Genomic DNA, 21,351 nt, shown 5'->3' on the forward strand with positions numbered 1-21,351 from the left:
ACGGGATAAGTGCTGAAAGCATCTAAGCATGAAGCCCCCCTCAAGATGAGATTTCCCATAGCGCAAGCTAGTAAGATCCCTGAAAGATGATCAGGTTGATAGGTCAGAGGTGGAAGCATGGCGACATGTGTAGCTGACTGATACTAATCGATCGAGGACTTAACCAAACTTTAAAAGCGTAAGCTTTACTCAGCAAGCAGTTATCTAGTTTTGAGAGAACAATCTCTTGTCTGGTGGCGATAGCGAAGAGGTCACACCCGTTCCCATACCGAACACGGAAGTTAAGCTCTTTAGCGCCAATGGTAGTTGGGACTTTGTCCCTGTGAGAGTAGGACGTTGCCAGGCAATTAAAAAGACTAGTCATTCAATGACTAGTCTTTTTTGTTTCTAAAAATTACAGCGTGAATTTAACTTTTAAATTATGTTACACTATAGTGGATTCATTTAATTTTTGTTATAAAAGTTCTTTTTGACGTTGTAAGAAACTTTTTTCGAACTGGAGGCTGCATTTTGGGTAAGAAATCAAAAAAAGTACTGTATGAATTACAAGAAAATGAAACAATCGCAAGTTGTTTAGATCGGATGAAAAAAGATGGGTATATGCCCGTTCGACGAATGGAAAAGCCTATTTTTGAAGAAAAAGAAATAAATGGTAAAAAGGACTATGTTCCGGTAAAGCAACAGATTGTTTTCGAAGGGAAAAGTCTCTAAATACGAACATTTTAATGATAAAAATAGTAAACATTCGATTTTTAGGTTGACTTTTTTCTAGTTTGGCTGTTATTATTAAGTTGTCAATTGAGATATCCGAAACCTCATATAATAGTGGGAATATGGCCCACGAGTTTCTACCCGATGACCGTAAATCATTGGACTATGAGGAGAGTACAATTACTAAATAGGTAAACATGATTCCTTTTCAAAAGGAATGTTGATACATGAAACCTAGGGTAGTTGTGGCTTTCCTTTAGTGAGCCATAACTTACCCTAGGTTTTTTTATAACGTGAAAAAGGAGCTTTTATTCATGAATGTAAAAGTTGCTGTTGTAATGGGCAGTCAGTCAGACTGGAGCACTATGAAATATGCGTGTGACATTTTAGATGAATTAAATATTGAATATGAAAAGAAAGTTGTATCAGCACATCGAACGCCGGATTATATGTTTGATTATGCTGAAACTGCTAAAGAACGAGGGATTAAAGTTATTATTGCTGGCGCTGGTGGCGCTGCTCACTTACCTGGTATGATTGCTGCAAAGACAATTTTACCTGTAATAGGTGTACCCGTTAAATCAAGTAACTTAAACGGCTTAGATTCACTTTTATCGATTGTTCAAATGCCAGGCGGCGTACCGGTAGCTACAGTAGCTATTGGAAAAGCTGGTTCTACGAACGCTGGGTTGCTAGCAGCACAAATCTTAGCAACACAGGATCCAACGTTAAGTGATCAACTTGAAAATCGTAGAGAGTCTATTAAATCATCTGTGTTAGAAAGTAGTGATCAACTTGTCTAATTTACTTATACCTCCTGGTAAAACAATTGGAATCGTAGGCGGTGGACAGCTAGGAAGAATGATTGCACTATCTGCTAAAGAAATGGGTTATTACATTGCAGTGCTTGAACCAACAGAGGATTCTCCTTGCGGTCAAGTAGCAGATATTAAAGTCATTGGCAACTATGATGATAGAAAAGCGGTTGAACAGCTTGCTGAAGTGTCAGATGTCATCACTTATGAATTTGAAAACGTTGATGTTGAGATGATGAAATGGCTAGAAACAAAATGCTACGTGCCACAGGGCAGTCATTTACTAGCCGTTACACAAAATCGTCGTTTAGAAAAAGAAATGATTACAAACCTTAATCTAGATGTTCCTGATTACGCAATCGTTACGACTGAAGAAGAACTTTTAAAAGCTGTCGAAACAATTGGTTATCCATGTGTCGTAAAAACTTGCCGAGGCGGATATGACGGTAAAGGGCAAGTTCTAGTGAAAAATGAGAATAATATTCGTGAAGCAGCTGAGCTATTAGCACAGTCGGAATGTATTGTAGAACAGTGGATGAACTTAGATAAAGAAGTATCAGTTATTGTACACCGCAATGCAAAAGGCGAAACGGTATGTTTACCAGTAGCTGAGAACATTCATAAGCATCATATTTTGCACCAAACGATTGTTCCGGCACGTATTACAGCAGATCAAGAAGCGAAAGCTCTTCAGTATGCGCAAGAAATAGCAAAAGGATTAGATTTAGTTGGTACATTAGCAGTTGAGATGTTCCTAACTGAAGAAGGTCAGCTTTATATAAATGAAATGGCACCTAGACCTCATAATTCAGGTCATTATTCAATCAATGCTTGTGATCTTTCTCAATTTCAGCAGCATGTAAGAGCCATTTGTAACTGGACCCTAGCACAGCCGACTTTATTAAAACCTGCTGTTATGGTTAACCTATTAGGGGAACATATTGAGAACACAATGGCAAAAATCGAATGTTTAGATGATATGCACTTACATTTGTACGGAAAAAAAGTTGCAAAAGAGAAGAGAAAAATGGGACATATCACGGTATTAGCTGATAAGATAGATGAGGCGATAGAAAAAGCCGAATCTCTAGGAATTTGGGAAAGAACGGAGGAAGTAACAACATGATTGAACGTTATACGAGACCAGAAATGGCAGCTATTTGGACAGAAGAAAATAAATTTAAAGCTTGGTTAGAAGTTGAAATTCTAGCTTGTGAAGCATGGTCAGAATTAGGACATATTCCGAAAGAAGATGTGAAGTTAATTCGTCAAAATGCATCTTTTGATATTAACCGCATCAATGAAATTGAACTAGAAACGCGTCATGACGTAGTAGCTTTCACTCGTGCAGTATCTGAAACGCTTGGTGAAGAGCGCAAGTGGGTACACTACGGTTTGACTTCAACTGACGTAGTTGATACAGCTCTATCTTATTTATTAAAGCAAGCTAATGAAATCTTGCTAAGTGACGTAGAGCGCTTTGTAGAAGTACTAAAGGAAAAAGCTCAAGAACATAAGTATACGGTTATGATGGGACGTACGCACGGTGTACACGCTGAGCCAACGACATTTGGTTTGAAAATGGGATTATGGTATGAAGAAATGAAGCGTAACCTAGAGCGTTTAAAACGTGCTGCAGCTGAAGTAGAATTCGGTAAAATGTCAGGAGCAGTTGGAACGTTCGCTAACATCGATCCTTTCGTTGAAAAATACGTATGTGAGAAGTTAGGAATTTCACCAGCACCAATCTCTACACAAACATTACAGCGTGACCGTCATGCACACTATATGTCAGTACTAGCGTTAATTGCGACATCTATTGAGAAATTTGCAGTAGAAGTTCGCGGTCTTCAAAAGAGTGAAACACGTGAGGTTGAAGAGTACTTTGCAAAAGGTCAAAAAGGATCATCTGCAATGCCTCATAAACGTAATCCAATCGGTTCTGAGAACGTAACGGGACTTGCTCGCTTAATTCGCGGCTATATGGTTACAGCTTATGATAATGTACCGCTTTGGCATGAGCGTGACATCTCTCATTCATCGGCAGAGCGTGTCATCTTACCTGATGCAACGATTGCTTTAAATTACATGTTAAATCGTTTTGCAAATATTGTTAAAAACTTAACAGTATTCCCTGACAACATGAAGCGCAACATGGATCGTACACTAGGGCTAATTTACTCACAGCGTGTACTGTTAACACTAATCAATAAAGGCATGGTACGCGAAGAAGCATACGACTTAGTACAGCCAAAAGCAATGGAAGCATGGGAAACGCAAGTTCCTTTCCGTTCTTTAATTGAAGGCGAAGAGCGCATTACTCGCCACTTATCACCAGAAGAGATTGAAGATTGCTTCGATCATAAGCACCATTTAAAAAATGTAGATATGATTTTTGAACGTTTAGGTCTTTAATAAAAAAGGCAAGGCACGTCCTTGCCTTTATCTAAGAACGTGTATCTGAATATTCTGTATGTAGAGGTGACAGCATGGAAAAGCAAGAGTTACTTTATGAAGGAAAAGCGAAAAAAATTTACGCTACTGATGAGCAAGATGTATTGTGGGTTGCTTATAAAAATGAAGCTACAGCATTCAACGGTCAGAAAAAAGCAGAGATTAGCGGAAAAGCACAGTTGAACAATCAAATTAGTAGTTTACTATTTTCAATGTTACATGAGCAAGGGATTACAACTCACTTTGTGAAGCAGCTTTCAGATCATGAACAAGCGGTGAAGAAAGTAGAAATTGTTCCACTTGAAGTTGTTGTACGAAATGCTACAGCAGGAAGCCTTGCGAAGCGAATTGGCGTAGAAGAAGGTATTCGTTTTGAACAGCCAATCGTTGAACTTTACTACAAAGATGATGCGCTTGGTGATCCATTAATTCTTGCAGAACATGCGATTTTCCTTAAGGCTGCAACTCAAGAAGAGATTGATAGTTTAAAGGCACAAGCACTTCAAATCAACGAAATATTATCGAAATTTTTCAAAGATAAAGATATTTTCTTAGTGGATTTTAAATTAGAATTCGGCCGTACTTCTCAAGGCGACATTATTTTAGCGGATGAAATTTCACCTGACACTTGCCGCTTCTGGGATGTTCATACGAACGAAAAATTAGATAAAGATGTATTCCGCAGAGACTTAGGCGGTTTAACAGAAGCATACGAAAAAATCTTACAGCGAATCGGAGGATAACCCAACCATGTATAAAGTAAAAGTATTTGTCACATTAAGAGAAAGTGTATTAGACCCTCAAGGAGTAGCCGTTAAAAATTCATTGCACCGTATGTCTTATGAAGAAGTTCAAGAAGTACGCATCGGTAAATTTTTAGAGCTAACAATCGACAGCACAGATTCATTAGATGAACGCGTAAAAGAAATGTGTGAAAAGCTTTTAGTTAATACAGTAATTGAAGATTACCGTTACGAGGTTGAGGAGGTTGTCGTACAGTGAAATTTGCTGTAATTGTTTTTCCAGGATCAAACTGTGACGTAGATATGTATCATGCTATCAAAGATGAGCTTGGTGAAGAAGTAGATTACGTTTGGCACGATACAGAATCATTAGATCAATATGATGGTATCCTACTTCCGGGTGGTTTCTCATATGGAGATTACCTTCGTTCAGGTGCTATCGCTCGCTTCTCAAATGTAATGGACGCTGTAAAAAAAGCAGCAAGTCAAGGAAAGCCAGTACTAGGTGTATGTAACGGATTCCAAATTTTATTAGAAGCAGGATTACTGCCAGGTGCTATGCGCCGTAATGAAAACTTAAAATTCATCTGTAAAACAGTGAATTTGAAAGTAGCTAATAACGAAACAATGTTTACAAATGCTTATGGCAAAGATGAAGTAATTGCTATTCCAGTGGCACACGGTGAAGGCAACTACTATTGTGATGAACACACGTTACAAAAATTGATTGAAAACAACCAGATTCTTTTCCAATACGCAGGTGATAATCCAAACGGAAGTCTTCAAGATATTGCAGGGATTACGAACGAAACAGGCAACGTATTAGGAATGATGCCTCACCCAGAAAGAGCGGTAAGCGATCTTTTAGGAAGCGCGGACGGACTTAAATTATTTCAATCAATCGTAAAGCAGTGGAGGGAACAAAATGTCGTTACTTCTTGAACCAAATGTAGAGCAAATTAAAGAACAAAAGTTATATCGAGATATGGGATTAACAGACGAAGAGTTTGCAAATGTAGAGCAACTGCTTGGTCGTACTCCTAACTATACAGAAACAGGCTTATTCTCTGTTATGTGGTCAGAGCACTGTAGCTATAAAAACTCTAAGCCTGTACTGAAAAAATTCCCTATCACGGGTGAAAAAGTATTACAAGGTCCTGGTGAAGGAGCTGGTATCGTTGATATTGGTGACAACCAAGCCGTTGTATTTAAAATCGAAAGTCATAACCATCCATCAGCGATTGAACCTTATCAAGGAGCTGCAACTGGTGTAGGTGGTATCATTCGTGACGTCTTTTCAATGGGAGCAAGACCGATTGCACTTTTAAACTCTTTACGTTTTGGTGAATTAACATCTCCAAAGGTTCGTCATTTGTTTGAGGAAGTAGTAGCGGGAATCGCAGGTTACGGTAACTGTGTAGGAATCCCAACAGTAGGCGGAGAAATTCAGTTTGAAGCTTCATATGAAGGAAATCCACTTGTTAACGCTATGTGTGTTGGTTTAATTAACCACGAAGACATTCAAAAAGGTCAAGCTAAAGGCGTCGGCAACACGGTGATGTACGTAGGAGCAAAAACGGGACGCGACGGTATCCACGGCGCTACATTTGCTTCTGAAGAGCTATCTGATCAGTCAGATGAAAAGCGCCCTGCTGTACAAGTAGGAGATCCATTTATGGAAAAACTTCTTCTTGAAGCTTGTTTAGAGCTTATCAAGTGTGACGCTTTAGTTGGTATTCAAGATATGGGTGCTGCGGGCTTAACAAGTTCTTCAGCAGAGATGGCAAGTAAAGCAGGTTCTGGTATTGAAATGAACCTTGATCTTGTACCTCAGCGTGAAACAGGTATGACACCATATGAAATGATGCTTTCAGAATCTCAAGAGCGCATGCTCATCGTTGTTGAAAAAGGCCGTGAAAATGAAATCGTCGAAATCGTTGAAAAATACGGATTAGAAGCTGTTTCAGTTGGTCACGTAACCGACGATAAGCGCCTTCGTCTAACTCATAGCGGAGAAGTAGTAGCAGATGTTCCTGTAGATGCATTAGCAGAAGATGCACCGGTATACCACAAGCCATCTCAAGAACCAGCATACTATCGTGAGTTCCAAGAGCAATCAGCATATGCTCCTATTGTTGAAAATCACAGTGATATGTTAGTAACGCTTTTAAAACAGCCTACTATTGCAAACAAAGAGTGGGTTTACAACCAATATGACTATCAAGTGCGTACAAACACAGTTGTATCTCCTGGATCTGACGCGGCGGTTGTTCGTGTACGTGATACAAATAAAGCATTAGCGATGACAACAGACTGTAACTCTCGCTATTTATATCTAGACCCTGAAGTAGGCGGCCGCATTGCAGTGGCAGAAGCTGCTCGTAACCTTGTATGTTCAGGTGCACAGCCTCTTGCGATTACAGACTGCTTAAACTTCGGTAACCCTGAAAAACCAGAAATCTTCTGGCAAATTGAAAAAGCAACAGACGGTATGAGCGATGCTTGCCGTGAGCTATCGACTCCGGTTATCGGTGGTAACGTATCTCTGTACAATGAAACAAAAGGTGAAGCAATTTACCCAACTCCTGTTATCGGAATGGTTGGTCTAATCGACGATATCGACCATATTACAACTCAATATGCGAAGCAAAAAGATGACTTAATCTATGTTATTGGTAAAGCTGAAGCAGAATTTGCAGGTACTGAGCTTCAAAAAGTACTAGAAAACGGTACGGTATTCGGCCGTTCACCTAAATTAGATTTAGCAGTTGAAAAAACACGTCAAGATCAGCTTCTTCAAGCAATTCGTGAAGGTGCAGTTCAATCTGCTCATGATATTGCAGAAGGAGGATTCGCAGTAGCCCTAGCTGAAAAAGTGATGAACGGCAGCGGGTTAGGCGTAAACGTAACGGTAGACGGTGAAGCAACAGCAGAACTATTCAGTGAAACACAATCACGCTTTGTCGTAACGGTTTCACCAGAGAATAAAGAAAAATTCGAAATGCTTGTACAAGATGCAACATTAGTAGGACGCGTAACAGAAGACGCAACATTAACTGTTAAACATCAAGAAAATGTTCTTGTTCAATTATCAGTTGAAGAATTAACTACTGCTTGGAAAGGAGCGCTTCCATGCTTGCTGAAATCAAAGGCTTAAACGAAGAATGTGGCGTATTCGGTGTATGGGGACATGAAAATGCAAGCCAAATTGCTTATTACGGTTTGCATAGCTTGCAGCACCGCGGACAAGAAGGCGCTGGTATTGCTGTAACAGACGGTGAAAAAGTAACAGTAATGAAAGGTGTTGGTCTTGTTAACGAAGTATTTGGCCACGGAGAGTTAGAGCAACTAAACGGTAAAGCAGCAATTGGACACGTTCGTTATGCAACAGCTGGAGGCGGAGGGTTTGAAAATGTTCAACCCCTTCACTTCCGCTCTCATAGCGGAAGCCTTGCGTTAGCTCATAATGGAAACTTGGTTAATGCAAATGCATTAAAGCATCAGCTGGAAAACCAAGGGAGTATTTTTCAATCAACATCTGATACAGAAGTACTGGCTCATTTAATTAAACGAAGCGGCTATGAAGATATGAAAGATAAAGTGAAAAATGCTTTATCTATGGTTAAAGGCGCATATGCATTCGTTATTTTAACAGAAGATACAATGATGGTTGCACTCGACCCTCACGGACTGCGTCCGTTGTCAATTGGACGATTAGGTGATGCTTATGTAGTAGCTTCTGAAACATGTGCATTTGATATTGTTGGAGCAGTTCATGAGCGTGATGTAGAGCCTGGTGAATTACTCATTATTAACGATGAAGGTATTCAATCAGAACGTTTCACATTAAACGTAAACCGCGCCATTTGCAGTATGGAATATATTTATTTCTCAAGACCAGATAGCAATATTGATGGAATCAATGTTCACTCTGCTCGTAAAAACCTTGGGAAACAACTTGCAGTTGAGTCACCAATTGAAGCAGACGTTGTAACAGGCGTTCCGGATTCAAGTATTTCAGCAGCAATCGGTTTTGCAGAACAGTCCGGGATCCCATACGAATTAGGTTTAATTAAGAATCGATACGTAGGCCGTACATTCATTCAACCTTCACAAGAACTGCGTGAACAAGGTGTAAAAATGAAGCTGTCTCCCGTACGTAAAATTGTAGAGGGTAAGCGTGTTGTCATGGTAGATGATTCTATCGTTCGCGGCACAACAAGCCGTCGCATTGTTCGTATGCTTCGAGAAGCAGGAGCAACTGAAGTACATGTACGTATCAGTTCACCACCTATTAAAAATCCATGTTTTTATGGAATTGACACGTCGTCATCCTCTGAGCTAATTGCTGCTACGCGCTCTGTTGAAGAAATTCGTGAATTGATTGAAGCTGATTCACTTGTTTTCTTAAGCAACGAAGGGTTAGTAGATGCAATCGGCAGACAGTATGAAGGCAACGGCGGACAGTGTATGGCATGTTTCACTGGAAAGTATCCAACTGAAATTTACCCAGATACTGTACACCCTCATGAAAAGGTAACTTGTTAGTTTTAACGTAAAAAAGGAGTGACAACATGTCATATTCATATAAACAAGCTGGAGTTGACTTAGAAGCAGGATACGAAGCTGTTTCACGTATTAAAAAGCACGTAGAACGCACTGCTCGTGCAGGTATTATGGGAACAGTCGGCGGCTTTGGCGGAATGTTCGATTTATCTACATTGAATTTAAAAGAGCCTGTTCTTGTTTCTGGTACAGATGGAGTAGGAACAAAATTGAAACTTGCTTTTCAAATGGATAAGCATGACACAATCGGTGTGGATGCGGTGGCCATGTGTGTAAACGACGTGTTAGCACAAGGAGCAGAGCCTCTTTACTTCTTAGATTATATTGCTTGCGGCAAAGCAGTTCCTGAAAAAATTGAATCGATTGTAAAAGGAATTGCAGACGGCTGTGAACAATCCAACTGTGCGTTAATTGGCGGAGAAACAGCTGAAATGCCAGGTTTATACGAAGAAGATGAATATGATCTTGCAGGATTTACAGTAGGAGCAGTAGAAAAGTCAGAAATTATTACTGGAGATGAGATTAAAGCTGGACAGCTGTTGATCGGTATCTCATCTAGCGGTATTCACAGCAACGGCTACTCTCTTGTACGTAAAATTGTTGATGATCAAGGATTAAATCTTCACGAAACTTACGCTGGTTTTAATGAAAAGCTCGGAGTTGAGTTATTAACGCCAACAAAAATATACGTGAAGCCAGTCCTAAAAGCATTACATGCAGCTAAAGTTGCAGGTATGGCTCATATTACTGGAGGCGGATTTGTTGAAAATATCCCTCGTATGCTTCCTGAAGGTTTAGGTGTAGAAATTGATTACGGTTCTTGGCCAATTCCATACGTGTTTGATTTCCTTGAAGAGCAAGGCAAGCTAGATCGTAAAGAAATGTTTGAAGTATTCAACATGGGAATCGGATTTGTTTTAGCTGTTGAACCTGAAGATATGAATAAAGTCATTGAAGCAATTGAAAACGAAGGCGAAAAAGCATTTGTTATCGGACGTGTAAACGAAGGAACAGGTGTTGAATTTGCTGGAGGGACGTTTGCATGATAAATATTGCAGTGTTTGCTTCTGGAAACGGCAGTAACTTTCAATCCATCTATGAAGCAACTCAGTCAGGTCGATTAAAAGCAAATATTGCGCTTGTTGTTTGTAATAAACCGGATGCATACGTAATTGAACGAGCAAAAGCATGTGGAATACCATGCTTTGTTTGTTCGCCTAAAAACTATGAAAATAAAGAAGCGTATGAAGCAGCCATTCTTGCAGAGCTTACATCAGCTAAAGTAGAATTTCTTGTTTTAGCAGGATATATGCGATTAGTTGGTTCGACGTTGCTTAAGCCATACAAAAATCGTATTGTTAATATTCACCCTTCGCTTTTACCTGCATTTCCTGGGATTGATGCTATTGGTCAAGCTTTTGATGCAGGAGTAAAAGTGATTGGAATTACCGTGCATTTTGTAGATGAAGGCATGGATACAGGACCAATTATTGACCAGCAGGCTATTCGCATTGAAAAAGGCGATACAAGGGAAACAGTTGAGGCCCGTATTCATGAAATTGAACATCAATTTTATCCCGCGGTACTGAATGAATTATTTGAACAAGCCGCAGTTAAATAAATAGGATGGAACCTTGTCAAAAAAGTTTTAATCCTTTACTATGGTAGAGTAGTAGTGGAAGAAAGATTTTAAATGAGAGATCGGATCAGGAGGAGTTTACAAAATGACAGCAAAACGCGCGCTTATTAGCGTATCTGATAAAGAAGGTATTGTTTCATTTGCACAAGAATTAAAGGACTTAGGAGTAGAAATTATTTCAACTGGCGGTACGAAGCGTACCCTAGAAGAAAACGGCATTGACGTTATCGGAATCTCTGAAGTAACTGGTTTCCCAGAAATTTTAGACGGCCGTTTAAAAACATTGCATCCTAACGTTCACGGTGCTTTATTAGCGTTACGCGATAATGAAGAGCATCAAGCTCAAATGAAAGAGCATAATATCTCGCCAATCGACTTTGTAGTTGTAAACTTATATCCATTTAAAAAGACAATTGAAAAAGAGGATGTAACGCTTGCTGAAGCGATTGAGAATATTGACATCGGTGGACCTACAATGCTTCGTTCAGCTGCGAAAAACTATCGTTCTGTCTCAGTTGTAGTAGATCCAAGCGATTACGCAACCGTAGTAGAAGAGTTAAAAGCGGATGGCAATGTTTCATTTGAAACCAACCAACGATTAGCAGCAAAAGTATTCCGTCATACGGCAGCTTATGATGCATTAATCGCTGAATACTTAACAAACATTACAGGTGAAACAACTCCTGAGAAATTAACAGTAACGTATGAGCGCGTTCAAGGCTTACGATACGGAGAAAACCCTCACCAACAAGCTTCTTTCTATAAAAAGCCATTAACACAAAAAGGTTCTATTGCAACAGCTACGCAGCTGCATGGAAAAGAGTTATCATACAATAATATCAACGATGCAAACGCAGCTCTTCAAATCGTAAAAGAATTCAAAGAGCCGGCTATCGTAGCGATCAAACATATGAATCCTTGCGGTGTAGGTGTGGGTGAAACAATTGCTCAAGCTTATCAAAAAGCATACGAAGCGGATCCTACATCTATCTTTGGCGGCATCGTAGCAGCTAACCGTCCTATCGACCGCGAAACGGCTATTCAGTTAAAAGAAATCTTCTTAGAAATCATCATTGCTCCTGCGTTCGATCAAGAAGCATTAGATGTATTAACAGCTAAGAAAAACCTTCGTTTACTAACGATAGAGCTTGATGAAAAAGCAGAAAAAGAAGCTTTCTTAACATCTGTAAAAGGCGGCGTGCTTGTTCAGGATGAAGACGTATTTGGATTTGATGATGCAACGATTACTGTTCCAACGAAACGTGAGCCAACAGAAAAAGAGTGGGCAGATTTAAAATTAGCATGGAAAGTTGTTAAGAATGTTAAGTCTAATGCTATTGTACTTGCAAAAGATGACATGACAATTGGCGTCGGGGCTGGTCAAATGAATCGTGTAGGCGCTGCAAAAATTGCAATTGAACAAGCTGGTGAAAAAGCACAAGGTTCAGCTTTAGGTTCAGATGCGTTCTTCCCAATGGGCGATACAGTAGAAGCAGCAGCTAAAGCAGGAATCACAGCTATTATTCAGCCGGGCGGATCAATTCGTGATGAAGAGTCAATTGCAAAAGCAGATGAATACGGCATTGCAATGGTATTTACAGGCGTAAGACATTTTAAACATTAATGAGGTGAAGAACGTGAATGTTTTAGTTATTGGAAAAGGCGGAAGAGAGCATACAATTGCATGGAAAGCTTCAAAAAGTCCACTTGTTAACGAAGTGTTTGTAGCACCAGGAAACCCAGGCATGAGAGATGTGGCAACGATTGTACCAATCGATGAAAGCAGCCAAGAAGAGCTTGTGCAGTTTGCAAAAGAAAACAAGATTGGATTAACAATTGTTGGACCAGAAAATCCGCTAATTGAAGGCATTGTTGATCGATTTGAACAAGAAGGTCTTCCAGTCTTTGGACCGCGCAAACAAGCAGCGATGATTGAAGGAAGCAAAAGCTTTGCAAAAGAGCTCATGAAAAAGTATGATATTCCAACCGCAGCGTATGAAACATTTACGTCTTACGAGGAAGCAAAAGCATATGTGGAAAAGCAAGGCGCTCCAATTGTTATTAAAGCAGACGGCTTAGCAGCTGGTAAAGGTGTAACTGTTGCTCTAACAGTAGAAGAAGCCGTAGATACATTACGTGATTTTCTAGTTGACCAAAAATTTAAAGAAGCAAGTGCAAAAGTAGTTGTAGAAGAATTTTTGGATGGTGAAGAATTTTCATTAATGGCATTTGTACGCGGTACAAATGTATATCCAATGGTAATTGCACAAGATCATAAGCGTGCTTTTGACGGCGATCAAGGTCCGAACACAGGAGGCATGGGAGCTTACTCTCCTGTTCCGCAAATCAGTGATGCAGAAGTACAAGAGGCTGTAGAAAACATCTTACTTCCAATGGCTAAAGGATTAGCTGAAGAAGGCTGCGAGTATACAGGAATTCTATATGCTGGTCTGATTCAAACACAAAAAGGACCAAAAGTGATTGAATTTAATGCGCGTTTTGGAGATCCTGAAACACAGGTTGTACTGCCGCGTATGAAAAGCGATTTAGTCGATGTGCTTCTTCGCATTTTGAAAGAAGAAAAAGTAGAAATTGAATGGGATGACGAAGCGGCTATCGGAATTGTATTAGCAGCAGCAGGCTACCCAGAAGATTATCAAAAAGGTGCGCCAATTAACGGGTTGGATGCGATTAGTGAAGACGCGCTTGTTTTCCACGCTGGTACAGCTTTAGAAAACGACACATACGTTTCAAACGGCGGCCGCGTTCTATTAGTAGGTGCCAAAGGAGCAACCCTTCAAGAAGCGCAGCAAGAAGTATACAAACAAATGGCTCATATCGATGTAGAAAAAGGCTTTTTCTATCGCAAAGACATCGGCCATCGTGCATTAACAAAAGCAGCTTTAAAATAAAAAAGGAGAGCTCCGGCTCTCCTTTTTACTTTATGAAGGATTATACGTTTCTTCGTTTCCGTTTGGATGGTGTTCATGTTCATCATGTTTTTGACATGAATCATATGCGTACGTAAGGGGACAAAAACGCGTGATGCCTTCTGCAACTTTTAAAGCGCTCATTAACCCTAAGAAGATGTATGAATCTTTGTACGGTCTGCGAGATAAACGAGATGTTGTCCAAGAAAGAAGGGTAAAGCCCAGCGTAAGTCGAATTAATGCGTTAACAATGCCGATATTTGGTTTCATGTTTTATCACCTTTATTCATAAAATTAATAACAGTTTCTGAATGCGTTTACATCACGGATGTGTTACGATAAAAATACATAGTAAATTAGGGGGAATTTAGCATGCCAGAACAAAGATACCGCTGGAAAAGCAAACATATTAGACAGCAGCTTTTAGTATTAAACGGTCAAAAAGCACCAACTATTGTCTTAAAAGATGCAACATATTTGAACGCTCGAATGAAGCAGTGGAAAAAAGCACATATTTGGGTTTACCAAGATCGTATTGTATACGTTGGCTCAGAGATGCCTAAGCACACAGACGCTTCTACAGAGATTATAGACTGCAGTGAGAAATATGTGGTTCCTGGGTATATTGAGCCGCATGTTCACCCGTTTCAGTTATATAATCCCCAGACTTTTTCCCAATATGCAGCCAAGCACGGAACAACGACTTTATTTAATGATAATTTAATTCTTGCTTTACAGCTTGAACAAAAAACGGCATTTTCATTGATTGAAGAAATGAAAACGTTACCACAATCACTGTATTGGTGGTGCAGGTTTGATTCGCAGACAGAAATTGATGAAGAGGCTGATATCTTCTCACATACAAACATTACTTCTTGGCTACAAAATGAAGCTGTCTTACAAGGAGGCGAACTGACAAGTTGGCCGAAGCTTTTAGACGGAGATGATTTAATGCTTCATTGGGTTCAAGAGACAAAGCGGATGAGGAAGCATATTGAAGGACATTTCCCGGGAGCGTCAGCATTTACCTTGGCAAAAATGAAATTGCTCGGGGCAGACAGCGATCATGAGTCTATGACAGGGGAAGATGTTGTTGCTCGGTTAACGCAAGGCTATGACGTTGCTTTGCGCCACTCTTCAATTCGGCCAGATTTGCCAAAATTGCTGCAGGAGTTAAAAGAGCTGCAGGTAGATTATTTTGACCATATTACGATGAATACAGACGGTTCTCCGCCTTCTTTTTACCGAAACGGCGTGTCAGATATGTTAATTACATTAGCTATTTCAGAAGGAGTTCCCGTGTTAGATGCTTATAATATGGTGTCTGTAAATATTGCCCGCTATTACAACATGGAACATTTGCATGGGCATGTAGCAACAGGCTGTGTGGCTAATATTAATATTTTAGAAGATCCTATGCGGCCTACCCCGGTATCTGTACTAGCAAAAGGAAAGTGGATGAAAAAAGAAGGCAAAGAACAAGCATTAGCCTCGGTAGAATTTCCTTGGGAAAAGTTTGGTTTTTCACCGTTAAAGTTAGACTTTGATTTAACGATGGACGATTTTCAATTTTCAATGCCAGTAGGCGTCAAAATGAAAAATGCTGTTATTATGGAGCCGTATTCAATTCACTTAAATGTAAGCGGAGATGTATTAACCTCTGATCATGATGAAAGCTTTTTAGTGCTGGTGGACCGAGAAGGCAAGTGGCGCATCAATACGCTGTTAAAAGGATTTGCGACAAATGTATCGGGAATGGCGAGTTCGTTTTCAAATACAGGTGATTTTATTTTAATTGGAAAATCGAAAAAAGATATGATGTGTGCATTCAAACGTATGAAAGAAATTGGCGGCGGTATCGTTATTACAGAAGGTGAGAAAGTAGTATATGAACTGGATCTTCCGTTAAAAGGAGTCATGTCGAATCTGCCGATGGAAGAGCTAAGTAAACGAGAGGTGGAACTCAAGAAAGTGCTGGGTGAGCGAGGATACAAACACGATGATCCTGTCTATTCACTGCTATTCTTTTCGTCTACACATTTGCCTTATATTCGTATCACGCCAGTAGGAATTTATGACGTTATGAATAAAAAAGTACTTTTTCCGTCTATAATGCGTTAAAATATAAAAGTATCAAAGGAATTTGAAATTTGTATGAAATTGGCTGTCTTCATACAGAATGAATGTATGTGCAAATAAATATAGAAGCTGTATTTTATAGATAGAAATAACCAGTAAAGAAAGCCAATGATAAAGGAGTTCGATACGATGCAAATCAACAAACTACGAGGAAAAGAATTAGATCAGCTATTTCAAGCGATTTTATCATTAGAAAACATTGAAGAATGCTATCAATTTTTTGATGACCTATGTACAGTTAATGAAATTCAATCATTAGCACAGCGCTTAGAAGTGGCAAGAATGCTAAGAGAAGGCAACACGTACCATAAAATTGAGACGGAAACTGGAGCAAGCACAGCGACTATTTCCCGTGTTAAACGCTGCTTGAATTATGGAAGCGATGCGTATCAAATGGTGTTAGAACGCCTTCAAGAAGATTCAAATCAAAAGTAAAGCGTATGGCTGAAGCAGCCATACGCTTATTTTTTTAATTAAAATTGAGTTGCTTCTTCAATGATATTTTTAAGGTCGCTAATTGCTACACGTTTTTGTTCCATTGTGTCGCGGTTACGGATTGTTACTTGATTGTCTTCTAATGAATCGAAGTCGAATGTAATACAGAACGGCGTACCGATTTCATCATGGCGACGATAACGTTTACCGATTGAACCAGCATCATCGTAGTCAATCATAAAGTATTTTGCTAAATCTTCAAAGACAGCGCGAGCTTCGTTAGAAAGCTTTTTAGAAAGTGGTAATACAGCAGCTTTAAATGGTGCTAAAGCAGGGTGAAGCTGCATCACTGTACGAGAAGAGCCGTCTTCTAACGTTTCTTCTTCATACGCATCAATCATATAAGCTAATGTTACACGGTCAGCGCCTAAAGAAGGCTCGATGCAGTAAGGTACATAGCGTTCGTTTGTTTCTTGATCAACATATTGGAAGTCTTCTCCAGAGTGTTCCATATGCTGCTTTAAGTCATAGTCTGTACGAGAAGCTACGCCCCACAGTTCGCCCCAGCCGAATGGGAACTTATATTCAAAGTCTGTTGTTGCATTACTGTAGTGAGAAAGTTCATCATCATCATGGTCGCGAAGACGAACGTTTTCTTCTTTCATACCAAGAGAAAGAAGCCATTTGTTACATGTTTCTTTCCAGTAGTTAAACCACTCTAATTCATTGCCTGGTTTACAGAAGAATTCAAGTTCCATTTGTTCAAATTCACGCGTACGGAATGTGAAGTTACCAGGTGTAATTTCGTTACGGAAGCTTTTACCCACTTGGCCGATACCGAATGGAAGCTTTTTACGCATTGAGCGCTGAACGTTTTTAAAGTTTACGAAAATACCTTGAGCTGTTTCAGGACGAAGGTAAATTTCATTTGTTGATGTTTCAGTTACACCTTGGTGCGTTTTGAACATTAAGTTAAATTGACGAATTTCAGTGAAGTTAGCTGAACCACACTCAGGACACGTAATTTCGTGTTCTTTAATTAAGTCAGCCATTGCATCAAATGAAAGACCGTCCACGATCATTTCAATGCCTTTTTCTTGAAGTTTTTCTTCAATTAATTTATCGGCACGGTGACGAGCTTTACAATCCTTACAGTCGATCATTGGGTCATTAAAGTTTCCTAAGTGACCAGAAGCTTCCCATGTTTTTGGATTCATTAAAATCGCCGCGTCTAAACCAACGTTGTATGGAGATTCTTGAATGAATTTTTTCCACCATGCTTTTTTAATATTGTTTTTTAATTCTACGCCAAGCGGGCCGTAATCCCATGTATTTGCAAGACCGCCGTAAATTTCAGAACCTTGAAATACAAAGCCGCGATGTTTGGCGTGAGATACGATTTGATCCATTGTTTTTGACATTCTAATTCCTCCTGTAAATGGTAGTAATTCAAGCGAAACAAAAAGAGCGGGTACAAAAAAACTCTCGTCCCTGGGCATATCAACAATATGCCCAGGGACGAGAGTTTTTCCCGCGGTTCCACCCTGGTTGATACAAAATGTATCCACCTTCGTCTGTATATACTCCAGATTGCCTTTTCCTTAAACCATTCTCTAGGCTCCCACCGTCCCTAGTTCGCTTTGTGAAGAGGATTTAAGTACTATTGATCCTTCAGCGTATATCATATGAATTTTAGTAGCTATATATTAGCATATCCTATGCAGAGAAACAATAACCTTGTGCAAAATGGGCTTTTTTTGTGATGTTTTCTTTCAGAATTTGAGGATAAAACCGCATCTTTTATACATATTTTTTGAAAACAAAAAACGTGATGAAAAGTTCGGTTTTCCTTTCATTTCACCCTCCTAGTTTTGTTATAATGAACAAATGGACGAGCGCGAACTTTTAAGTGTAAAGAAATGGAGGAACATATATGTATGATATTAAAGAGTGGAGACATGTCTTTAAATTAGATCCTAATAAAGAGATTTCAGATGCAGATTTAGAGAAAATTTGCGAATCTGGCACGGATGCGGTTCTTGTCGGAGGGTCTGACGGAGTGACTCTAGACAATGTGCTGCAGCTGTTAATGCGTATTCGCCGCTACACGGTGCCGTGTGCGCTAGAAGTATCAACCATTGACTCTGTAACACCTGGTTTTGATTCTTATTTCATTCCGACCGTTTTGAACAGCAAGGATCCAAAGTGGATTGTTGACTTACATCATGCGGCGATGAAGGAATACGGAGAGATTATGGATTGGGATGAAATTTTTGTAGAAGGATACTGCGTACTTAACCCTGAAGCAAAAGTGGCTGCGCTAACGGAAGCGAAAACTGATTTGGACGCAGAAGATGTTGTAGCGTATGCTCGCATGGCTGAACGCATGTTTCATTTGCCCGTTTTCTATCTAGAATACAGCGGAACATATGGAGACCCTGCATTAGTGGCAGAAGTGAAAAATTCGCTAAATGAGACGAAGTTATTTTACGGCGGGGGTATTGAGACAAAAGAGCAAGCGAGTGAGATGGGGGAGCTTGCCGATACGGTTATTGTAGGAAATGTTATTTATACAAATTTATCGGAAGCATTAAAAACTGTAAAAGCGGTAAAAAAGAATATTGCACAATGAAAAATAAATAAAGTAGAATAGAGAATATATGTTCGATATAGGCGGTGAAAACGTGAATTTTTTAAGTGAAAAATTATTAACAGGATTAAACTCTCAGCAGCAAGAGGCAGTTAAAACGACTGACGGACCATTATTACTTATGGCCGGTGCAGGAAGTGGAAAAACACGTGTATTAACGCATCGAATTGCGTTTTTAATGGCGGAAAAAGAAGTTGCACCTTGGAATATTTTAGCGATTACCTTCACAAACAAAGCAGCTCGTGAAATGAGAGAGCGTGTGGCAAGTATCGTTGGCGGAGTGGCAGAAGACATTTGGATTTCAACGTTCCACTCGATGTGCGTGCGTATTTTACGAAGAGATATTGATCGTATTGGTTTTAATCGTAACTTTACGATTTTAGATTCAACGGATCAGCTGTCCGTTATTAAAAACATTTTAAAAGATCAAAACATCGATCCAAAAAAATTCGATCCGCGTTCGCTATTAGGAAGCATTAGTTCAGCTAAAAATGAACTGAAAGTAGCGGAAGAATTTGATAAAACAGCAGCGGGACCATATGAAGAAGTTGTAAGCAAAGTCTACAAAGAGTATGAAAAGCGTTTAAAGAAAAACCAAGCGCTCGATTTTGATGATTTGATTATGACAACGATTCAGCTATTTAAACGAGTTCCTGAAGTGTTAACTTACTATCAGCGCAAGTTTCAATATATTCATGTGGACGAGTATCAAGATACAAACCATGCACAATATATGTTGGTTCGCTTGCTAGCTGCACGATTTGAAAATGTATGCGTAGTAGGGGATTCAGATCAGTCTATTTACCGCTGGCGCGGAGCTGATATTACAAATATCTTGTCATTTGAAAAAGATTACCCAAAAGCCAAAACCATTTTGCTTGAACAAAATTATCGTTCAACGAAAACGATTTTGGCTGCGGCAAACGGCGTCATTGCAAATAATATGAATCGTAAAGTGAAAAACTTATGGACGGAAAACGATGAAGGCCAAAAGATTTATCATTACCAAGCAATGAGTGAGCATGATGAGGCACAGTTTGTAGCACGTAAAATTAAAGAAGCAGTAGACAGCGGAAAGCGTAAATACAGCGATTTTGCCATTTTGTATCGTACAAATGCACAGTCTCGTGTGATGGAGGAAGTGCTGTTAAAATCCAATATTAATTATACAATTGTCGGCGGCATTAAGTTCTATGACCGCAAAGAGATTAAAGATTTGCTTGCGTACTTGCGCTTAATTGCCAACCAAGATGATGACATTAGCTTAGCTCGTATTGTGAACGTTCCAAAGCGCGGAGTTGGAGCTACTTCAGTCGATAAAGTGGCCAATTACGGAAACGTTCATGACATTTCTATTTTCAAAGCGCTGGATGAAGTAGAATTAATGGGGTTAACAGGAAAAGCAACAAAGGCCCTTCGTGATTTCCAATCGATGATTTCGAACTTAGCTCAAATGCAAGACTATATGTCTGTAACAGAGCTTGTGGAACAGGTATTAGAAAGAACAGGGTATCGTGAAGCGCTTAAAGTGGAAAAAACAATTGAAGCACAAAGCCGCTTAGAGAATATTGATGAGTTTTTATCTGTCACAAAAACGTTTGAAGAAGCAAGCGAAGATAAAAGTTTAGTAGCATTTTTAACGGATTTAGCCCTTGTTGCTGATATCGATAAGCTTGACGACGAGGAAGAAGAAGAGAACGAACAAGTGATTCTTATGACGCTTCACTCAGCAAAAGGTCTAGAGTTCCCGGTTGTTTTCCTAATGGGTATGGAAGAAGGTGTATTCCCTCATAGCCGATCGTTATTTGAAGATAATGAAATGGAAGAAGAGCGACGCTTAGCCTACGTAGGAATTACACGTGCTGAACAAGAATTGTATTTATTAAATGCTCAAATGCGTACACTATTTGGTAAAACCAACGTTAATCCAAAGTCGCGCTTCATTGGAGAAATCCCAAGTGAACTTGTGGAATCTTTAAATGAAACGATGCGCAAACCTGCTGCTGGTCGTTCAGGGGCTTCAGCTTCGCCGTTTGCAGCGCGCCGACAAGCGGCCGTGGCAAAAACAAAGCTTGTATCAACGGGCAGTGAATCAATTGGATGGAGCGTTGGAGATAAGGCCGAGCACAAAAAATGGGGAATTGGTACAGTTGTAAGTGTAAAAGGAGAAGGAGATTCAAAAGAATTAGACATTGCTTTTCCTAGTCCTACAGGTGTAAAAAGACTGCTTGCTAAATTTGCCCCGGTTACGAAAGTGTAATCGTGAAAA

General features: G+C 39.6%; 19 protein-coding genes, 2 rRNA genes and 1 riboswitch. Of the genes, 19 read left to right on the forward strand and 2 right to left on the reverse strand.

Annotated elements, in window-relative coordinates:
* The 15 genes from ACOZIR_RS24315 to purD all read left to right on the forward strand — a co-directional run.
* Window positions 1–167: ribosomal RNA gene (locus ACOZIR_RS24315) — 23S ribosomal RNA — on the forward strand; the annotation flags it as partial.
* Window positions 168–229: 62 nt separating this feature from the next.
* Window positions 230–345 (forward strand): 5S ribosomal RNA (rrf, locus tag ACOZIR_RS24320).
* A 165-nt stretch (window positions 346–510) separates the two neighbouring features.
* Window positions 511–711: an NETI motif-containing protein gene (locus tag ACOZIR_RS24325; RefSeq protein WP_016762769.1), complete on the forward strand. Its 201-nt coding sequence runs from the start codon at window positions 511–513 to the stop codon at window positions 709–711.
* A gap of 84 nt (window positions 712–795) precedes the next feature.
* A riboswitch (purine riboswitch) is annotated at window positions 796–897 on the forward strand.
* Window positions 898–1,025: 128 nt separating this feature from the next.
* Window positions 1,026–1,514: a 5-(carboxyamino)imidazole ribonucleotide mutase gene (gene purE, locus ACOZIR_RS24330; RefSeq protein ID WP_045292055.1), complete on the forward strand. Its 489-nt coding sequence runs from the start codon at window positions 1,026–1,028 to the stop codon at window positions 1,512–1,514.
* Complete coding sequence (purK, locus tag ACOZIR_RS24335) at window positions 1,507–2,652, forward strand: 5-(carboxyamino)imidazole ribonucleotide synthase (protein ID WP_016762770.1); 1,146 nt, start codon at window positions 1,507–1,509, stop codon at window positions 2,650–2,652. Before purE ends, purK begins: the two co-directional genes overlap by 8 nt.
* On the forward strand, window positions 2,649–3,941 hold the full coding sequence (gene purB / locus ACOZIR_RS24340) for an adenylosuccinate lyase (RefSeq protein WP_013055036.1): 1,293 nt from the start codon (window positions 2,649–2,651) through the stop codon (window positions 3,939–3,941). The genes purK and purB overlap by 4 nt, the downstream gene beginning before the upstream one ends.
* Window positions 3,942–4,015: 74 nt before the next feature.
* Window positions 4,016–4,723 carry a phosphoribosylaminoimidazolesuccinocarboxamide synthase gene (gene purC, locus ACOZIR_RS24345; protein WP_013055037.1) on the forward strand — a complete coding sequence of 236 codons (708 nt, stop codon included), beginning with the start codon at window positions 4,016–4,018 and terminating at the stop codon, window positions 4,721–4,723.
* A gap of 7 nt (window positions 4,724–4,730) precedes the next feature.
* A complete protein-coding gene (gene purS / locus ACOZIR_RS24350; RefSeq protein ID WP_014461938.1) occupies window positions 4,731–4,982 on the forward strand; it encodes a phosphoribosylformylglycinamidine synthase subunit PurS in 252 nt (83 codons plus the stop codon).
* Window positions 4,979–5,665: a phosphoribosylformylglycinamidine synthase subunit PurQ gene (purQ, locus tag ACOZIR_RS24355; protein WP_013055039.1), complete on the forward strand. Its 687-nt coding sequence runs from the start codon at window positions 4,979–4,981 to the stop codon at window positions 5,663–5,665. The genes purS and purQ overlap by 4 nt, the downstream gene beginning before the upstream one ends.
* The gene (purL, locus tag ACOZIR_RS24360) at window positions 5,649–7,880 is read left to right on the forward strand and encodes a phosphoribosylformylglycinamidine synthase subunit PurL (protein WP_310879205.1); all 2,232 of its coding nucleotides are present in this window, start codon (window positions 5,649–5,651) and stop codon (window positions 7,878–7,880) included. Before purQ ends, purL begins: the two co-directional genes overlap by 17 nt.
* On the forward strand, window positions 7,856–9,271 hold the full coding sequence (gene purF / locus ACOZIR_RS24365; RefSeq protein WP_013055041.1) for an amidophosphoribosyltransferase: 1,416 nt from the start codon (window positions 7,856–7,858) through the stop codon (window positions 9,269–9,271). Before purL ends, purF begins: the two co-directional genes overlap by 25 nt.
* 26 nt (window positions 9,272–9,297) lie before the next feature.
* Complete coding sequence (gene purM, locus ACOZIR_RS24370) at window positions 9,298–10,335, forward strand: phosphoribosylformylglycinamidine cyclo-ligase (RefSeq protein WP_045292052.1); 1,038 nt, start codon at window positions 9,298–9,300, stop codon at window positions 10,333–10,335.
* Window positions 10,332–10,910 carry a phosphoribosylglycinamide formyltransferase gene (purN, locus tag ACOZIR_RS24375; protein ID WP_014461934.1) on the forward strand — a complete coding sequence of 193 codons (579 nt, stop codon included), beginning with the start codon at window positions 10,332–10,334 and terminating at the stop codon, window positions 10,908–10,910. The genes purM and purN overlap by 4 nt, the downstream gene beginning before the upstream one ends.
* 103 nt (window positions 10,911–11,013) lie before the next feature.
* Window positions 11,014–12,552: a bifunctional phosphoribosylaminoimidazolecarboxamide formyltransferase/IMP cyclohydrolase gene (gene purH, locus ACOZIR_RS24380; protein WP_025752921.1), complete on the forward strand. Its 1,539-nt coding sequence runs from the start codon at window positions 11,014–11,016 to the stop codon at window positions 12,550–12,552.
* A gap of 13 nt (window positions 12,553–12,565) precedes the next feature.
* Window positions 12,566–13,840, forward strand: a complete 1,275-nt coding sequence (purD, locus tag ACOZIR_RS24385) for a phosphoribosylamine--glycine ligase (RefSeq protein ID WP_034654678.1) — start codon at window positions 12,566–12,568, stop codon at window positions 13,838–13,840.
* Between the two features lie 30 nt (window positions 13,841–13,870).
* Here purD and ACOZIR_RS24390 read toward each other — a convergent pair whose 3' ends face one another.
* A complete protein-coding gene (locus ACOZIR_RS24390; RefSeq protein ID WP_310879203.1) occupies window positions 13,871–14,128 on the reverse strand; it encodes a DUF2892 domain-containing protein in 258 nt (85 codons plus the stop codon).
* 102 nt (window positions 14,129–14,230) lie between these two features.
* Here ACOZIR_RS24390 and ACOZIR_RS24395 point away from each other — a divergent pair, with 102 nt between their 5' ends.
* Window positions 14,231–15,979, forward strand: coding sequence for an adenine deaminase C-terminal domain-containing protein (locus ACOZIR_RS24395; protein WP_340141635.1), 1,749 nt, complete (start codon window positions 14,231–14,233; stop codon window positions 15,977–15,979).
* Window positions 15,980–16,126: 147 nt separating this feature from the next.
* Window positions 16,127–16,432 carry a YerC/YecD family TrpR-related protein gene (locus tag ACOZIR_RS24400; protein ID WP_013055048.1) on the forward strand — a complete coding sequence of 102 codons (306 nt, stop codon included), beginning with the start codon at window positions 16,127–16,129 and terminating at the stop codon, window positions 16,430–16,432.
* Window positions 16,433–16,470: 38 nt separating this feature from the next.
* Here the strand turns inward: ACOZIR_RS24400 and ACOZIR_RS24405 are convergent, their stop codons facing one another.
* Window positions 16,471–17,853 (reverse strand): glycine--tRNA ligase, encoded by a 1,383-nt coding sequence (locus ACOZIR_RS24405; RefSeq protein WP_421536001.1) that lies wholly within the window; start codon window positions 17,851–17,853, stop codon window positions 16,471–16,473.
* A gap of 512 nt (window positions 17,854–18,365) precedes the next feature.
* Between ACOZIR_RS24405 and ACOZIR_RS24410 the strand changes: the two genes are divergently transcribed.
* The gene (locus tag ACOZIR_RS24410) at window positions 18,366–19,064 is read left to right on the forward strand and encodes a heptaprenylglyceryl phosphate synthase (RefSeq protein WP_033580830.1); all 699 of its coding nucleotides are present in this window, start codon (window positions 18,366–18,368) and stop codon (window positions 19,062–19,064) included.
* 28 nt (window positions 19,065–19,092) lie between these two features.
* Window positions 19,093–21,342, forward strand: a complete 2,250-nt coding sequence (pcrA, locus tag ACOZIR_RS24415; RefSeq protein WP_375156337.1) for a DNA helicase PcrA — start codon at window positions 19,093–19,095, stop codon at window positions 21,340–21,342.
* Window positions 21,343–21,351: the final 9 nt, after the last annotated feature.

Origin of the sequence: Priestia sp. D3YE.R1 (assembly GCF_049199565.1) — a bacterium.
Lineage (GTDB): Bacteria > Bacillota > Bacilli > Bacillales > Bacillaceae_H > Priestia > Priestia aryabhattai.

Coding starts and splice junctions, on each gene's coding strand:
- purE (WP_045292055.1), top strand. CDS start 1,026: ATGAATGTAAAAGTTGCTGTTGTAATGGGCAGTCAGTCAGACTGGAGC.
- purB (WP_013055036.1), top strand. CDS start 2,649: ATGATTGAACGTTATACGAGACCAGAAATGGCAGCTATTTGGACAGAA.
- purC (WP_013055037.1), top strand. CDS start 4,016: ATGGAAAAGCAAGAGTTACTTTATGAAGGAAAAGCGAAAAAAATTTAC.
- purS (WP_014461938.1), top strand. CDS start 4,731: ATGTATAAAGTAAAAGTATTTGTCACATTAAGAGAAAGTGTATTAGAC.
- purL (WP_310879205.1), top strand. CDS start 5,649: ATGTCGTTACTTCTTGAACCAAATGTAGAGCAAATTAAAGAACAAAAG.
- purF (WP_013055041.1), top strand. CDS start 7,856: ATGCTTGCTGAAATCAAAGGCTTAAACGAAGAATGTGGCGTATTCGGT.
- purM (WP_045292052.1), top strand. CDS start 9,298: ATGTCATATTCATATAAACAAGCTGGAGTTGACTTAGAAGCAGGATAC.
- purN (WP_014461934.1), top strand. CDS start 10,332: ATGATAAATATTGCAGTGTTTGCTTCTGGAAACGGCAGTAACTTTCAA.
- purH (WP_025752921.1), top strand. CDS start 11,014: ATGACAGCAAAACGCGCGCTTATTAGCGTATCTGATAAAGAAGGTATT.
- ACOZIR_RS24390 (WP_310879203.1), bottom strand. CDS start 14,128: ATGAAACCAAATATCGGCATTGTTAACGCATTAATTCGACTTACGCTG.
- ACOZIR_RS24395 (WP_340141635.1), top strand. CDS start 14,231: ATGCCAGAACAAAGATACCGCTGGAAAAGCAAACATATTAGACAGCAG.
- ACOZIR_RS24400 (WP_013055048.1), top strand. CDS start 16,127: ATGCAAATCAACAAACTACGAGGAAAAGAATTAGATCAGCTATTTCAA.
- ACOZIR_RS24405 (WP_421536001.1), bottom strand. CDS start 17,853: ATGTCAAAAACAATGGATCAAATCGTATCTCACGCCAAACATCGCGGC.
- ACOZIR_RS24410 (WP_033580830.1), top strand. CDS start 18,366: ATGTATGATATTAAAGAGTGGAGACATGTCTTTAAATTAGATCCTAAT.
- pcrA (WP_375156337.1), top strand. CDS start 19,093: ATGTTCGATATAGGCGGTGAAAACGTGAATTTTTTAAGTGAAAAATTA.